Below are 16,067 nucleotides of genomic sequence, written 5' to 3'. Positions count from 1 at the left end.
ACATGGAAAAATCAGCCACGATACTCGGCATTGATGCCGGATCCGTTTCCGTTCATCTTGCAATTGTTGATATGAACGGTACTCTTTTGCATAAAGCATCTGACTATCACCATGGCGATGTCCGGGCATGTCTGACAAAAATGATCAAGCATGAGGCCCTTTCATCCGTAACCCATGTGGCTAAAACGGCATCCACGCCCGCCCATATCAATGCAACGCTCAGTGTTGACGAACAGGTGGCCGTCATACGCAGTGCACGCCATATGCATAAAAACTTCAGCGCTATTTTGCATGTGGGGGGAGAAAAATTTTTCCTGAGCCTGTTTGACGGGCAAGGCAACTACAGAGGCCAGCGGCAGAATTCAGGATGTGCTGCAGGTACCGGTGCATTCCTGGACCAACAGGCCGGAAGGATTGATCTGCAGGGATCGGAACAAATTTCATCCATGGCCCTTGAAAACTGTGGACAGCGGCCGGATATCGCCACCCGGTGCGCGGTATTCGCGAAGACTGACCTGATCCATGCCCAGCAGCAGGGTTATGATCTGAAACAAATCTGTGACGGACTTTGCTACGGGCTTGCAAGGAACATTGCCAATACCTTGTTCAAGCAGGATATCCCGGAAAAAGAAATCATATTCTGCGGCGGTGTTGCCAAAAATGATGCCGTTAAAAAACATCTTGAATCCATTATCGGAAAACCCCTTATCAAAGGCGAACATGCACTGGTTTATGGGGCTATGGGCGCAGCATTGTGTCTTGCTGACGACATAATAAATTCTCATGAACCTGCCCGGTCATTTAATAATATCAGTAATTTTTTCCTGGAAAGGACAAAAACAAAAGAAGGGCTTAATCCGGCCCTTCACTTAACCCTGTCTGATTATCCTGACTTTTCATCCGTTACAACCCTTGATTTTGAATCCGTTGATATTGAAATTTTCAATCACATTGATCCCGATTCTGCCGTTAAAGGTTTTTTAGGGCTTGATGTAGGTTCCACCAGCACCAAAAGTATTATTATTGACCTGGATGGTAAACCTGTTGCCGGATTTTATACCCGGACCGCATCAAGACCTGTGGAGGCAGTCCAGCGCATATTCAAAGCGTGTGATCATCTCATGGCTGAAAAAAAGGTTATTTTCCGGATCCAGGGGTGTGGTACCACAGGTTCCGGCCGGCGTATTTCCGGCAAAATCATTGGTGCGGACTTAGAACCCGATGAGATAACGGCCCATGCTACCGCAGCCGTGAATCTCCACCCGGATGTGGATACCATCATTGAAATCGGTGGCCAGGACGCCAAGTTTACCCTGGTTAAAAACGGTCAGGTCACTTCGTCAGTCATGAATACGGTATGTGCTGCAGGTACCGGCAGTTTTATTGAGGAACAGGCCATGCGCCTCAACTGCCCGTTATCCGAGTACTCCCGAAGAGCACAGGGCATTGCGGCACCCGTATCCAGTGACCGGTGCACCGTGTTCATGGAACGGGACATCAATTATTTTTTTGCCGAGGGGTATGGAAAAAACGAAATTCTGGCATCAGTGCTTCATTCGGTACGCGACAACTACCTGACCAAGGTCGCCAATATTGCCCAAATCGGTGACAGGGTGGTATTCCAAGGGGCCACTGCCCGGAACATGGCCCTTGTGGCAGCCTTTGAACAAAAATTGAATAAACCCATCCATGTATCCCAATACTGCCATCTCACCGGTGCGCTTGGTATTGCCCTGATGGCCCGGCAGATGAAAGAGCAAGGCAAACTGCCGGAATCCGGCTTCAAAGGGTTTGATCTATGGAAAGAACGTATTCCGGTGCGTCAGGAGGTTTGCCGACTGTGCACCAACCATTGCAAGATCACCATCGCCGAAGTAAAAGGCGAAACCCTTGCCTACGGATTTTTATGCGGCAGGGATTACCAGACTGAAAAACGAATAAAATCTCCGGATCGTTATGATCTTTTAGGGCTTAGAAAAGAGGTGCGCCACAAGATCCTGCCCGCGCGCCCCGGTTTCAATGGCAATAAAAAAAATATCACCATTGGCCTTCCCAATGCCCTTCACATGGTCCAGGACCTTAATTTATGGCAGATTTTTTTCAAAGAACTTGGATTGCAAGTGGTAACCAGCCTTAAGTGTACCGATCCTGTCAAACAGGGTAAACAGATTGCCGGCGCCGAATTCTGCGCGCCTTTCCTTGCGCTGCACGGCCATGTGCGATTTCTTGAGGATAAATGCGATTATATTTTTCTGCCCTTTTATTTTGAAGACAAAACTGGTGAAAAAGGATTGCGCCGGCACCACTGCTATTATACGCAGTTTGCCCCGGCAGTTCTAAGCCGCCTGACAAAACCGGGAAAAATGCTGGCTCCCATGGTCAGATATCTGTATACGAGCTTTTATACAAAAAAGCAGCTATATGACACATTGAAAAAAACCGGTTCGGATATCTCCTTTTTTGATATATCATCTGCCTGGGACCGGGCACTGTCCATTAATAAAAACATGGAAAGCGCCCTTAACGGGCTGTGGGCATCCCAAGGAGCCGCCGATAGAGCTAACGTACTGTTGCTTGGCCGCCCATATACGGTTTTATCTCCTGCCATGAATAATAACATCCCAGGCATTTTTGCCAATCTGGGCATCAAAACATTTTTCAATGATATGATTGACCTGGAAGGCATTGATTATTCGCCCATTGAGCCATTGCTCAAACAAATTCACTGGAAACATGCAGCTCAAAATCTAAAAGCAGCCTTTGTTGCCGCCACAACCCCAAACCTGTATCCGGTTTACATTTCATCTTTCAGATGTGCGCCTGATGCCTTTGCCGTGGATTACTTCAAGGAGATCATGGCATCGGCAAACAAGCCTTATCTAGTGCTGGAGCTGGATGAACACGACTCCAGTGTGGGATATGAAACCCGTATTGAAGCGGCTGTCCGGGCATTTGAAAATCACATGGGCCAGAGTCAAACGCTTCAAGGCACAGACGCCTCTTTATTTACCCCGAAATTTGATAAAAGCATTGAACAAAAAACAATCATTTTCCCCAACTGGGATGCCATCTCAGGCCACCTCATCGTCAATATTTTCAAAAATGAGGGGTACAATGCTATATTGATGGAAGAGAACCAGGAAACCCTTAAAAAGGCGCTTCTGACAAATACCGGGCAGTGCCTGCCCCTAAATGCAGTGGCATCGGGATTTATCCACACCGTTGAAAAAAACGGACTCTCCCCGGAAAAAACGGTTTTATGGCTGAATGAATCCGATATTGCCTGCAATATAAAAATGTACCCCTACCATATCCAAAAAATTTTAACCCGCCATGGAAAAGGATTTGAAAAAGCCAGGGTCTATATAGGGGAGCTTTCTCTTTTCGACTTAGGGTTCAAGGCATCAACGAACACTTATTTTGCCTATATGTTCGGCGGACTTTTCAGGAGCATCGGATGCAAAATAAGGCCCTATGAAATAAATAAAGGGCAAACCAATTCGGTGTTGCGCACCGCCGGGTCCATCATGGGAACGGCATTTCTCACGGGCGGATCAAAGGAAAAAGCCCTTAAGGAGATCATGTCCATCTTCAAACAAATTCCTATGAAAAAAGGAATGCGGCCAAAGGTGGGAATATTCGGAGATCTGTATGTCAGGGACAACCGGATAATGAATCAGAATCTGATCCAGTTCATTGAAGATAATGGTGGAGAGGTGGTGACCACGCCTTATTACCAGTATGTTCAGATCATCGCCAATGCCTATTTTAAAAAATGGTTCAAGGAGGGTAAATACTTAAGCCTGATTTCAAACAAGGCCCTTCTGGCAGCTGTAAAAACAATGGAGAAAAAATATTATCCATTTTTTGCGCCATTCTTCAATGAAACGGAACTCAAGGTAAATGCGTCCTATGAACATATCCTTGAAACCTACGGTATGCTGCCCGAACATACCGGCGAATCCATGGATAACCTGCTCAAGATCCATTACATGGTCAATGAACATCCGGATTTAGCCCTTCTAGTGGCTGTCAATCCGGCATTTTGCTGCCCAGGCCTTATCACCGAGGCCATGGCCTCACAGATTGAAAAAAAGGTTGGGGTACCGATTATTAATATTACCTATGATCTGTCCGGAGGAAACAAAAATAAGGCGGTGGTGCCTTTCCTGAAATATTTGAAAACACCCCCCTATTCCCAGAGCCGGAAGGCCTCTGTTTGACGTTTGGCCGGCAGGTACGCTTTGATTTCAGGATATCTTCTGATGAAGTCATTCTGAAATTGAATGCGTTTGACATTGAACCGGTTGTGGGAGTCAACAGCTCGGCGGTAACGCAGATAATATTCATCATAATTTTTTAGATGGATTGTACTTTCCGCCTTGGTTATGGCGTCAAAATTCTGGTAACAGAAGCGCAGCAGGGTTTCAAAATTATCCAGATAATTTTCAAGGCTTTTAAAGTGCGCAATCACAATACGGTTGTTATAGAATCTTTTAATTTCATACACCCATTGCAGGTCCTTTTGGTTAAAAAAATCCCTATGATTTTCCACGAACTCAACCATTTGTTTAATGGCGGCCTGGTTATCATACATGGCCTGACGAAGTTCGTCTATAAAGACAATGGTTTGTTTAAGTTTATCTACCTTGGACTGAACCTTGGACTGCTCCTCAAGCTCAACCAGGTCATTGTCCAAATTCTGGGTGGTCTGTTTGAGGATTTCACTGTAACGGATAAGCTGCCGGGTAACAGGCGGCAAATGAACATATTTATATTTTGTTTTCATTTTGGAATAGATAAAAATTTCACCGGCAAGCACGAGGAAAAAACAGACCACAAAAATCAAGCACAAAATCAAACTGTTATCTTTTCTGAACTTAAATATGAAATACGGGGTGGTCACAGGCGCTGCAAATACAATGGCAGCCCACCATTTAGGAAGGCTACGACGTTTGCACTCTAAAAACATCAGGCCGGATAAAATAAAAATAAAAGAGAAATAAATATAATACACCTGTCAAATTTCCTATTGAGTTAATTTGTCCTATGGACCTTAACGGTGTAACCAACGCCATTAGACTGCAATGTAACAGCGCCCATCAGATCCGTTCGAAAAATTGAAATTCTGTTTCGCCGATATCGCTGTAAAACCGTCCGGCAGGGGAACTTATGCCTGTTCATATAACCGCATGATATTATTACTCCTGACGGGTCTACTTTATCAAGGAAAAGTTCATTAGAACTGGAACAACTGCCATGATGGGGGGAGATAAGAACATCTGATTCAAGCCTAAAATTCTTTGTATGTATAAGCTCCCTTTCCCTTTTTTCTTCAATATCGCCTGGAAAGAGCATGGAAAAGGATAAAAAATCAAGCCGGGTAACCAGACTGTTGTTGTTGCTATTGTTATCACTGAAGTGCAGGCTTTTTCCTCCAAGAATACTTATTTTGATTTGATCCCATGAAAATCGGTAGGGATCAAGGCCTGGGGTATTGATTTTAATATTTTTTTGTGCAGCGGTGCGCATCAAATTTTTGAAAACAACGGATAAGGAGGCATCGTGATTTTTTATCCATTCTCTGACCCTAAAGTTATCAAAAATAAAACACAGACCATTCATGTGATCACTGTCCGGGTGTGTCAAAATGACAGCATCAAGCGCCCGAATCCAGTTCTTCCACAAAAAGGGCCCCACAATGTACCGGCCGGTGTCAAAACTGGAACGTCCGCCAAATCCGCCGGCATCAATGAGCAGGGTTTTTCCGCCAGGCGTAATGATAACAGCAGCATTGCCCTGGCCTACATCCAGGGTGTGCACCACAAGCTTTCCTGGATAAAATCGTTTTAACATCCCTTGGCCTGTGGATACGATACCTGCTCCAATCAAAAGAAAAGTCAGATATATGGTCACGTTGTTCTTGTTCATGATTGCAAATCCGAGGCAAAGTATCAATGCATAATAAAGAAAAATTTCAATTGGCCGTGGCGTGACGACCCTGGCCCAGGTCCAGTCCAAACCTGCAATCCAATGAATGGCCTGAAGACAATATGAAAGAATGTGGATATCTAAAGTTAAAAAAATGTGGGCCAGGCCAGGCCAAAAATCCATAGACACAAGTCCTGCCAGCCCCAAAGGAAGGCATAAAAAACCGATGACAGGAATCATGACAAAATTAGTAGCCAGCTGGACCATGGAAAACATATTAAAATAAAACGCTGTTACAGGGGCGGCACCAATCCCTGCAAAGACCGTTGTCAAAATCGTTAAACAGATTCTTCTGATCCATTTATTTTCAGGCAGACCCAAGGTTCTCCCAAGGAAGATAAAGCCTGAAATAATAAAAAAAACACAGGAAAATGAAAGTTGAAATGAGATGGAAAAAAGGGCGCCGGGATCAATAAGAAGAATCAGAGTTGCAGCAAAGTAAAGGGTGTTTAAAGGATCTTTCTCTTTTTCCATGAGAAAGGACGTTAAAAAAACCGCGGCCATAATCAACGCCCTTTGGGTGGATGGTGAAAATCCGGCAAAAAAGGCATAGGCAGTCAAAGGCAAGAGCGTGAGAAAACCTGCTGTTTTTTTTGCGCGGCCGGTTATGACATAAGACGGTTGCCGATTTAATATAAAAATAAATACAGAAAAGAAACCGAACGCCACAAGAGACATGTGCAGCCCGGAAACAGCTAAGATGTGTGAAAGGCCCACTTTTGAAAAATTATCACGGGTTTTTTCATGAATCATCTCTTTTTGTCCGGTAACCAAGGCGGTGAGCACAGCCCTGGCCTGGTTGGGGAAAAAATCGGCTTGACTTCCATCCGTGCTTCGGGCGGCTCTGGTAACATTGTCTGAAAAGCGCACCCGGGTTCTTTGCAAAAATTGTATAACCCGTGCAAAGAAACTGGAGGCAATCCTTCCTGTTTGCACAATGGTACGCGAATTAGCGTAAACGCTGCCGGTTATGCCTTTAAGCCGCATCCTTAATTTATAATCATACCCTCCGGGGTTGGAAAAGTTGCGTATGGCTCTTATTTTTGATGTAACGATAATGTGTTCGCCAAAAAGCAGGGGCTGTTCAGCTTGTTTTGAAGAGTTATGATATACGGTTAAAATCAATTTCCAGTGACTATTGTCGGCATCAATACGGGTGCAATTTACGGTGTATCTGGTTTTATTTTGATAATTTTTAGGAAGAGAGTTAATTATACCTGAAATTCGGTGGGGTTTACCATTACAAAACTTGACAATATGATGATCGGAGTAATCGGGGGCGCATATGCCTGCCATGCGAAACACTGTCAAACCAAACGCGGCAAGGCCTGATAAAATAATAAATTTATCAGGCTTAAATAGAATAAAAATAATTGCGGCAGTCAGGCACACCGCAATAAAGTATATCCAGGGCAAACCTGGTGTAAGGCTTCCTGAGATGGCACCGGTTACACAGGACAAGAGGACAAAAAACATTGGCGCAAGTGTGAGCTTATGCCTAATGTTCACGTATGCCATCCTTAGATAGTGTTTGAACACTATTCATAAAGTATGTCAGGATGAAATTCTTTTAATATCTGCTCCCAGACTTTCAAATTTCTTTTCAATGGTCTCATACCCCCGGTCCATATGATAAACACGGCTGATAACAGTGGTTCCCTGTGCAATTAAGCCTGCAATCACAAGGGAAGCGCTGGCACGAAGATCCGATGCCATAACAGGTGCGCCCTGAAGATGAGACACGCCCCGGACATTGGCGATATTCCCGCCGGAAATTTTGATATCAGCACCCATGCGCAACAATTCATTGGCGTGGATAAAGCGATTTTCAAAAATAGATTCATGAATCATACTGTTGCCCTGGGCAATGGTCATAAGCGCCATAAACTGGGCCTGCATATCAGTGGGGAACCCAGGATACGGCAGGGTTTTTATGTCAATATTTTTAATGGGTTTACAACCTCTAATATGTACCCTGTCATCAAAGGTATCAACTATCGCCCCTGTTGCCTTAAGTTTACTGATAACACCACCCAAATGATCCGGCACACAGTCTCGAATCACCACATCACCCATAGTCGCTACGGCAGCGACCATAAAAGTGCCGGTTTCAATCCGGTCCGGTATTACGCGGCAGGTCGTACCCTGAAGGCGACTCACACCGTCAATGGTTATAATGGGGGTACCGGCACCACTGATATTTGCCCCCATCTTATTTAATGCGTCTGCCAAGCATACAATTTCAGGCTCTCTTGCCGCATTCCTCAGCGTGGTTTGACCCTGGGCTAAAACGGCTGCCATCATAAGGTTTTCCGTACCAGTCACCGTTGGGATGTCAAAATAGACTTCGTTTCCGGTCAAACCCTTTTCAGCCGTTGCTTCAATGTACCCGCCGGAAATTGAAATGGTAGCACCCAGCGCCTCAAGACCTGAAAGATGCATATTTACGGGACGGGCACCAATAGCACACCCTCCCGGCATAGAAACTTTGGCTCGGCCAAACCTTGCTACAAGCGGGCCTAGTACCAGAATAGAGGCCCGCATCTTTCTAACCAACTCATACTCGGCTTCTATTTTATCAATCCCGGCCCCATCAGCAGTAAATGTGTGACCTTCAAATTCACAAGACGCCCCAAGATCTTCAAGAAGCATAAGAATTGAGGAGATGTCCTTCAGCCGGGGTACATTCTCAAATCTGGAAACCCCATCCACAAGAATACTTGATGCAATAAGTGGAAGCGCAGCATTTTTAGCCCCGCTGATAAAGACTTCCCCTGTTAGCTGTCGGCCACCATTAATTTGTATTTTATCCATTAAATAATTTTATTCCTGATTTGAAAGGATGATTAATCGTTAGAAAAGTGGTGGTAGAAATCCACATTATCATCTTAAATATTGAGGTCTTTTAGCATATAATCTTAAAATTTAAAATATATTTTGCCTTGAGACATTTTAACTTAACCGCACTTCGTAAATTTTAAGCAGGACTGCGAGGTAGATTCGTCTATTTTGCTCATACCTGCTTATCCACGTAAACCATGTAGAGAACGTAATCGTTCATTAGGAAACGATAAAATCCTTTGTTTATATTTTTACAAAAAAAAGACGGGGTTTCATTTGAGTATAAACTCCCCCTGAAACCCCGTCTCTATAAATATGGTACCGAAGAAGGGACTTGAACCCCCACGCCTCGCGGCACTAGATCCTAAGCGTAAAATAAGGTTAAAAAACAACGAGTTACAACAAAGACCTACAACTAAAAACATGTTCATATTTCAATTAATTTCAGTCAATTAAGCATCACTTGCAACGTCTTGCAAAAATCAACAAAAAGTCCTAAGAATGAAGATCTTTTGGGGAGAATGTTACCCAAATGTTACCCAAATTCTTTTTGTTTATTTATCAGGCTTTCAGAAAGTCAATTCTATAAGGTTTATTCCCCGCCAGCCAGGAGGGATTGGAGAAAGAATGAAGATTGTTGGAATCGGAAATGACAAAAATATATCAAAGACAACTGATCGTATTTCGATTGAACACGACGGTGAAGAAATGGGGGTTGTCGAGACCGGAAATGACAACCCCCTATTTAAAAAAACCGATTGTATTTCAATTGAACACAACGGTGAAAAATATACAATAACCCCTGAAAAGGACGGATTAAGAATTCACAAACACGGCATATGTAGTTATATGAATTATATACTTGTCCGGCCATGCAGCGCTAATGAAATCGTTTTTCGCTAATCAAACTTAATAGAATGTTTAATCAAAATAAACGGCTGATCCTGACAGATCCAGGGATGTTTTTTAATATATTAAATTTAGTCTTGCCTTTCTTTGTCCAGAATGATTTAAACTTTAACAAGTTTGAATTTTTGCTTTAAACCGTTCCACCTGAAAACGAACAGGTAGAATTCATCTGCTTATTACCATATAGGCTTTCTGTATGTTCAATTGTTAGCAGGAGAAAGTATGAGCGATATAATTTTATCTACAATTTCATCTGTAACAATAAGTGGCCTATTAACTGCTGGGCTTATATTTCTAAGTAAGTCTATTATTTCTGAGCGCTTAAAAAATGCGATTAAAAACGAGTACGATTTAAAACTTGAAAATTACAAAAACAAATTAAAATTTGACTCAGATGTAACTATTGAAAAACTTAAAGCAGATTTACAAATTGCGGCAACTGATCATAATTCCAGGCTTTCCATGATTAATCACATCCGAAATACAAAATTTTCAAGAATTGATTCTGACCGTGCTGAGGCAATTAAAAATTTGTATTTTAACCTTTTTGAGTTGGAATATTCAGGGTTGCTTTTGAATGAACAGCTTGGAGATCTTAATCCTTTGGATAAAGATATTGAGAACAAGGCTCTTAAAATAAATAATGAATTAACAAATAAATTCAATATTGCTTCGACAAGAGCGATGAATAACCTTTCTTTTTATGCAATATACTTTGATAATCAATTATTTACAGAATTATATCGAACAATTGATTCGTTTATTATCGGTACAAAAAAAGTAATGGATACATTTCAAAGCCATTTTCAACAAAAAAACTATTCTATTCTTCCATCAATAAAGTCAGAATATCAAACCATACTTGAAGATGATTACTTGATCCATAAGAAATATTTAACTAATAAATTAAGAGAAGTATTAGGATCAGATATCGATCAAACTGCTCATACTGCTATTCAACCGACGTAAAAAAAACGCGCAGCTGAATAGCAACGTTATGGGAATTGAGAAAATCAATGAATTTATTATATCTACTTACAATAATTATATCATTTTTGGTCATACTCAAGCCTCATAAAAAGAAAGGATATCTCTCTTGGATCGTTTATTTGTTTTGTTTAAGCTGCACATATTCTATTGGAACTATCAAAATATGTGCTGATGGTTGGAAATCTCTAAGTATTGGCAAGATGGGCGCTTGCTCTCATCATGGAGGCGTTGTCACCAATTTAAGTGGAGTTGGGTATGTTCTCTTTATTGCGTTTATGGGATTTCTTTTTTATAAATTCAAATCATTGCAAAAAGACCCCTCAACGCCACCCGACTAACGATAATGCATTATTTCCGTTACTATTCAATGATCCACCAGAATCAATTTTATAGAACAGACTCCTGCCTCCGATTAAACCCCGGTGTTTATCAGTGACAAAAGTGATGATTCTTACTATCGAAAAAATATTTTATAAAACTTGGCCCTGCCGGCCTTGAGGCCCCAAAGGGTCATTAAATTGCGTGATTTCTCGCCGGCCATTATGTTTAGCAGTTGAACAAAGTTTATCCGGCGAAAATCACGTAATTTCATGAGCCCAGCAACCGAAGGGCGGTAGCCGATAAACCACGCATTTCCCACGGGGCGCAACTTTATAGATGGATAAGCCGCATACGTCCCGCGCCCCTTCGTGAAACTGTTTTGGTTCTTGGAAAGAACAAATCCAGGCCGTAGGCCCTTTTAACTTGATTAATATAGAATAATTGTCACCCTGGGAATTTTAGGTGTAAAATTTCACGGGTCTTGGAAAGTTTTCGGTTTTGATTCTGTCTATAACATGTACCCCTCATTTCGTCATTACCCATAAATATGATACCAATATCATATGGTTTTAATATCATAAGGACATGCTTTTCCATGAGTATGGATTAAGCCATATCTAAAAGATCAGACCTGAACTTTTATAATATTTCGGCTGGCCTCATCCCTTCCACGTCGAGACGACCACGCGCGGAGCGCGGGGCGTCCGGCGTGCGGGTACAGGCCCATATAACATGTACCCCCCAAATCGCTAACTGTTAAACAAATTGTTAAACAAAAAATATGGTCTTTCCTGGTCTTAAAACCATCGTCCTACAAGCATTTTGAAGTTTCCAAGTCTTTTCTAAATTTGAAATTCTGGTATTGTGTGATTGGCTTAAATGCTCTTATTTTGTTTAACTTTGTTTAACAAAAAAATTAGCTTCCCAAGCATCAATTTTGGCTCTGGCTCCATTCAATTTTTTCCCCACATAAACGCCGTGAAGTTTTCCCTTAATCCTTTGATAGGCACGATAATATCCACCGGATTTTACAATGTTCCAGTTTCCAACTTTGATTTTTTTCTTTTCTGGTTGTTTGAGTTCTTCAATTTCTATGATTGAATTTTCTAATTCTTTGATTCTTTTTTCGGCTTCCTCTAACTTTTTTCTTAATCTCCCGTTTTGACTTTTGAGAGCTTTAAAGTCTGATTTTCCTGCCATTGGATTTTCCTTTTAATATTTATTCCGTATTCATACCCCAAACCATATAAGATTTTTTATGTTAAAAAAACATAATAATTATTGACAGCTTTTTAAAAAAAATATTAGTTTAAAAGAAATAAAGGAGAACTCATGCCTAAAAAACAGGGTAAGGGACGATATACAGCATACCTCGATATAGAAAGCGTTGATATTTTAAAGGAATTCATCAAAGGTACTGGATTAAGTTTGTCTTCTTATGTGGATCTAATGATCTGTATTGCCGCTGACCGTATTATGGATTTTTGGACAATGGAATTTTCAGATGATTTTAAACCGAGTGTTGAGGACTTAAAAAACAAGTACTGCAACATTTTGGTTGCTCATCGGGTTCTAAGGTTGGCTGATTCAAAATTGCGAAATATTAAAATGAGTCCAAGTCAAATTAAAAAATTAAAAACGGGAGAATGGCATATCGAAATAGACGATGATTTTGGTATTAGAATTAATCCATTTAAAAAGGAAGATACCGTGAAATAGAAAGAAAACCCCCTGACGGTCTGACGGTGCGGGAACACCTGATGCCATATGTCAGGGGGCAAAATGTCCCGGAGAAATGCCAGACAGCATTAAGCCCAAGACACTTCTTTTATACAAATTTTCATAAGACGTGTCAATTTCCAGACCCTCTTTGGGACATTTGAAAACATTAATAGTTTTTCAAATCTCAAGGAGGTTTTTATTTTGGAAAAGCCGAAGCTTACCAAATGCCCAAACTGTATTGGTGCTTTCTCTGGAATCACCATTGATGGGCAAAAAATCGTTGCCGGGCCACTCCGCTGTAATTCTTGGACATGTGAATTCTGTCAACCCATTTTGCTAAAGAGGCTTTACAAGCGGATACTTCAAGGCTCCATAGGTCAAGATGCCGTTCCCCGTTATGGCCTAAAGTTTTTGACTCTTACATTCGCCGGTCAGGAAGAAAGGCAGCGACTTCATGATATAGTCGAAAGCCACAACCGGGAATTACTCAAAAAACGTGAGCGGGATGAACTCAAGGATTCAGAACAAAATGTAGCTGACACAAAAGATCAAAAAATATGGTCTTATCCGGAAATCGTTTACGACATCATGACGGAAAGCTTTCATAAGCTCATCCGTGCCTTGAAAAAGCAGTACGGTGAATTTCATTATTTCAGGGTCAATGAACTGCAGAAAGACGGCACACCCCATTTTCATGTTTTGCTGGCTGGCAATGCCATAATCCCCAAAGACATACTTGATTCGATAGAAAACAAATGGGTCGGCATCTATGGCATGGGCTATGTCAGAATTAATTGCATAAAATTTCGGGATAAAAAACACGCTGTCCGGTACATGCTCAAATACATAACCAAAGACATTAAGAAACCCGGGAAACGGAAAAGAATCTTCACCACATCACGACATGCCCTGCTCAAGGTAGACAAACCAAACTGGCTTGCCGTTGAAGTCTACATTGGAAGAGTTGATGACAACGGTATTCACGAAGAAAAAGTGTCTTTTGATAATGACCTGGGGCATGGGTATTGTGGGTTTGTAAACCAGGGGGCGTTAAGGATTGTTCCTAAAAAAGATGTACTTCGGATAATTTTGCAAAGGCATCTTCAAAATTTGCTGATCACCGAAAAAGTATAGGAGCCTTGCCATGTTACCGTCACAAAGTCGTAAATCACGCTATGAAAATGTTGTTGTTCTGCCAACCGAAAAAATGGCGGGTAAGGTAGATCCTAAATTTTATTATGGTGGTCTTCTGTCAGGCCGTATATCCAAGGTCCATGATATAGCTCTCGCAATGATCTCTTTCTGTGAATATGAGTTTTCGCAACATGGAATTAAGACAAAACCGGATTATGGCTTCCTCAATAAAATCATGGCTATCGTTGAGGACTATCCACTGAATTCAGAAAAATTATAAGGAAATCATAAATGGAAACAGCTATTCAATTAACATTGGAAGAATTGAAAAAACAGTTCCCTGGGAAGACTTTATTAACCGTGGAGGAGACAGCACAAGCATATGGGTTCCGAAACGTGCAGACGATATACAATGCCCTTCGGAAAAATGCCACGCACCCTTTTCCGGTTAAGCCAAGAAAACGATGTGGCAGGTTGTATTTTAACATAGTGAACATTGCAATAGATCAAGCCGGTTAATTCCGGCCCCAGGGAGGTATTTATGGCAATTCTCCAAGAGTGCCCGGTCTGCAATCTTAAGCAGGCAATCAAGAATAAAAAATGCAAATGCGGTGCTAATCTTATCCAATTCAAAAAATCTCAAAAAATAAAGTACTGGATTCAATTCCGCATTCCAGACGGCCACACCATCAAAGACGGAAAGCGGATAGCCAAGTATAAACAGCGGAAAGAATACGTTGGAATATCTATTGAAGACGCCAAAGCCGCCGATGGTAAAAGAAAAGCTCAAAAAAAGGAAGGTCGGGTGTTTGATATGCTACCGGAATCAACTATGACCTTTGAAGAATTAACAGAATGGTATCTTGAGTTGCCCAGGCTAAAAAAACTGGCCTACTACAATGTCTTAAAGGTCTACCTGGCTTCTTTCAATTCCGTATTCGGTCATCGATTCGTGAAAGACTTGAAATCCGTTGATCTGGAAAATTACCAGATTCAAAGAAAAGATCAAGGTAAGTCTGACTCGTACATTGATCAGGAAATAGGAGCGGCCCGGGGAATGGTGAACAAAGCCTGGGACAATGACAAGGTGACCGGTGATTCCTTGAAACCGTTTAAAAAAATTAACAAGATGTTAAAACATGGCAGCAATGCAAGGGATAGAGTGTTAAGCATTGAAGAATTTAATCTCTTGATTGACGCCCTACCCCTTCACGCCAGAAATATTTTTATTACCGGCTTTTTCACTGGTATGCGCATGGGTGAGATACTTTCATTGAAGTGGGACCAGGTAAACTTAAAGCTTCGGAAAATTGAACTTGAAGCAGATCAAACCAAGGATAATGAAAAACGGTTGGTGCCAATCCCTGACACCTTGTTTGAATATCTGGTTAAGATCCCCAGGTCATTGCAGGACAATCATATTTTTCTATTTCGGGGTAAGCCATTGAAAAGTATTAGGGCCAGTCTGAAAAAGGCTTGTGAGGCCACCGGCATTCCCTACGGCCGGAATGCCAAAAACGGAATCACTCCGCATGACCTGCGCCATACCTTCAATACGTATATGAGAAAAGCCGGAGCGCATGACACGGTGACAATGGATATTACCGGCCATTCCACCAGAGAAATGTTTGACAGGTACAATACAGTTGATGAACAGGAGAAGGAAGAGGCTGTCAAACGCATGGAATCAATGTTGTTCAGCAAGGAAGGCAAGGAAAAAGAAGGGTAACCAGATTTGGGAAAATGTTACCCAAAGTGTTACCCAAAACAAAAACAGGGAGTCAACCTATTTGGCTAACCCCCTGTTTTTACTTATGGTACCGAAGAGAGGACTTGAACCTCCACGCCTCGCGGCACTAGATCCTAAGTCTAGCGTGTCTACCAGTTCCACCACTTCGGCGACGCAAAAATTTTAATTTAGACAACTCTTATACTTAGATATCAGACAAAATGTCAAGGCTCAAATATAAAAATCAAAAATATACAAGCTAAATTAAAAAGGCCCTGATAATCGCTATGAGAATCAGAGCCTTTAAAAAAATAATCCGGCGACGTTCTACTCTCCCACACAGTCTCCCNTGCAGTACCATCGACGCTAAAGAGCTTAACTTCCGTGTTCGAGATGGGTACGGGTGTGGCCTCTTCGCCATCGCCACCGG

Annotated in this window: 12 protein-coding genes, 1 tRNA gene and 1 rRNA gene; 8 read left to right on the top strand and 6 right to left on the bottom strand. The window is 41.8% G+C overall.

All coding sequences use genetic code 11. The features are described 5' to 3' along the window. The first annotated feature begins 2 nt into the window (after positions 1-2). Positions 3-4,223, top strand: a complete 4,221-nt coding sequence (locus tag B147_RS0103470) for an acyl-CoA dehydratase activase (RefSeq protein WP_020585855.1) — start codon at positions 3-5, stop codon at positions 4,221-4,223. Here B147_RS0103470 and B147_RS0103465 read toward each other — a convergent pair. From B147_RS0103465 to murA, 3 genes are read right to left on the bottom strand one after another with little or no spacing between them, the layout of a single operon-like run. After that, a complete protein-coding gene (locus tag B147_RS0103465; protein ID WP_020585854.1) occupies positions 4,193-5,017 on the bottom strand; it encodes a hypothetical protein in 825 nt (274 codons plus the stop codon). The two genes, B147_RS0103470 and B147_RS0103465, sit on opposite strands and share 31 nt — an antisense overlap. A gap of 20 nt (positions 5,018-5,037) precedes the next feature. After that, positions 5,038-7,500: a DNA internalization-related competence protein ComEC/Rec2 gene (locus B147_RS0103460; RefSeq protein WP_026259497.1), complete on the bottom strand. Its 2,463-nt coding sequence runs from the start codon at positions 7,498-7,500 to the stop codon at positions 5,038-5,040. Positions 7,501-7,545: 45 nt separating this feature from the next. Continuing rightward, positions 7,546-8,805: a UDP-N-acetylglucosamine 1-carboxyvinyltransferase gene (gene murA, locus B147_RS0103455; RefSeq protein ID WP_020585852.1), complete on the bottom strand. Its 1,260-nt coding sequence runs from the start codon at positions 8,803-8,805 to the stop codon at positions 7,546-7,548. A 528-nt stretch (positions 8,806-9,333) separates the two neighbouring features. Here murA and B147_RS0103450 point away from each other — a divergent pair. Both B147_RS0103450 and B147_RS29970 read left to right on the top strand, forming a co-directional pair. Then, positions 9,334-9,735 (top strand): hypothetical protein, encoded by a 402-nt coding sequence (locus B147_RS0103450; protein ID WP_157237756.1) that lies wholly within the window; start codon positions 9,334-9,336, stop codon positions 9,733-9,735. Positions 9,736-9,963: 228 nt separating this feature from the next. Continuing rightward, entirely contained in the window at positions 9,964-10,710 is a 747-nt protein-coding gene (locus B147_RS29970) for a hypothetical protein (protein ID WP_020585849.1), read from the top strand. 1,236 nt (positions 10,711-11,946) lie between these two features. Here the strand turns inward: B147_RS29970 and B147_RS0103430 are convergent. Continuing rightward, on the bottom strand, positions 11,947-12,252 hold the full coding sequence (locus B147_RS0103430) for a hypothetical protein (protein ID WP_020585847.1): 306 nt from the start codon (positions 12,250-12,252) through the stop codon (positions 11,947-11,949). 132 nt (positions 12,253-12,384) lie between these two features. On the opposite strand from B147_RS0103430, the gene B147_RS0103425 reads away from it, so the two are divergent. The 5 genes from B147_RS0103425 to B147_RS0103405 all read left to right on the top strand — a co-directional run bounded on the left by B147_RS0103425 (position 12,385) and on the right by B147_RS0103405 (position 15,637). Beyond that, on the top strand, positions 12,385-12,771 hold the full coding sequence (locus B147_RS0103425; protein WP_020585846.1) for a hypothetical protein: 387 nt from the start codon (positions 12,385-12,387) through the stop codon (positions 12,769-12,771). Positions 12,772-13,185: 414 nt separating this feature from the next. Further along, positions 13,186-13,908 carry a rolling circle replication-associated protein gene (locus B147_RS0103420; RefSeq protein WP_157237755.1) on the top strand — a complete coding sequence of 241 codons (723 nt, stop codon included), beginning with the start codon at positions 13,186-13,188 and terminating at the stop codon, positions 13,906-13,908. A gap of 10 nt (positions 13,909-13,918) precedes the next feature. Beyond that, positions 13,919-14,188 carry a hypothetical protein gene (locus B147_RS0103415; RefSeq protein WP_020585844.1) on the top strand — a complete coding sequence of 90 codons (270 nt, stop codon included), beginning with the start codon at positions 13,919-13,921 and terminating at the stop codon, positions 14,186-14,188. Between the two features lie 11 nt (positions 14,189-14,199). Beyond that, complete coding sequence (locus B147_RS0103410) at positions 14,200-14,427, top strand: hypothetical protein (RefSeq protein WP_020585843.1); 228 nt, start codon at positions 14,200-14,202, stop codon at positions 14,425-14,427. Positions 14,428-14,449: 22 nt separating this feature from the next. Then, a complete protein-coding gene (locus B147_RS0103405; RefSeq protein WP_020585842.1) occupies positions 14,450-15,637 on the top strand; it encodes a tyrosine-type recombinase/integrase in 1,188 nt (395 codons plus the stop codon). 86 nt (positions 15,638-15,723) lie between these two features. Here B147_RS0103405 and B147_RS0103400 read toward each other — a convergent pair. Both B147_RS0103400 and rrf read right to left on the bottom strand, forming a co-directional pair. Beyond that, a tRNA-Leu gene (locus B147_RS0103400) sits at positions 15,724-15,808 on the bottom strand. Between the two features lie 143 nt (positions 15,809-15,951). After that, positions 15,952-16,067 (bottom strand): 5S ribosomal RNA (gene rrf / locus B147_RS0103395).

It is taken from the genome of Desulfobacter curvatus DSM 3379, assembly GCF_000373985.1.
GTDB lineage: Bacteria > Desulfobacterota > Desulfobacteria > Desulfobacterales > Desulfobacteraceae > Desulfobacter > Desulfobacter curvatus.
This window is presented reverse-complemented; position numbering and strand designations above follow the sequence as displayed.

Coding starts and splice junctions, on each gene's coding strand:
- B147_RS0103470 (WP_020585855.1), top strand. CDS start 3: ATGGAAAAATCAGCCACGATACTCGGCATTGATGCCGGATCCGTTTCC.
- murA (WP_020585852.1), bottom strand. CDS start 8,805: ATGGATAAAATACAAATTAATGGTGGCCGACAGCTAACAGGGGAAGTC.
- B147_RS0103450 (WP_157237756.1), top strand. CDS start 9,334: ATGAAGATCTTTTGGGGAGAATGTTACCCAAATGTTACCCAAATTCTT.
- B147_RS29970 (WP_020585849.1), top strand. CDS start 9,964: ATGAGCGATATAATTTTATCTACAATTTCATCTGTAACAATAAGTGGC.
- B147_RS0103430 (WP_020585847.1), bottom strand. CDS start 12,252: ATGGCAGGAAAATCAGACTTTAAAGCTCTCAAAAGTCAAAACGGGAGA.
- B147_RS0103425 (WP_020585846.1), top strand. CDS start 12,385: ATGCCTAAAAAACAGGGTAAGGGACGATATACAGCATACCTCGATATA.
- B147_RS0103415 (WP_020585844.1), top strand. CDS start 13,919: ATGTTACCGTCACAAAGTCGTAAATCACGCTATGAAAATGTTGTTGTT.
- B147_RS0103410 (WP_020585843.1), top strand. CDS start 14,200: ATGGAAACAGCTATTCAATTAACATTGGAAGAATTGAAAAAACAGTTC.
- B147_RS0103405 (WP_020585842.1), top strand. CDS start 14,450: ATGGCAATTCTCCAAGAGTGCCCGGTCTGCAATCTTAAGCAGGCAATC.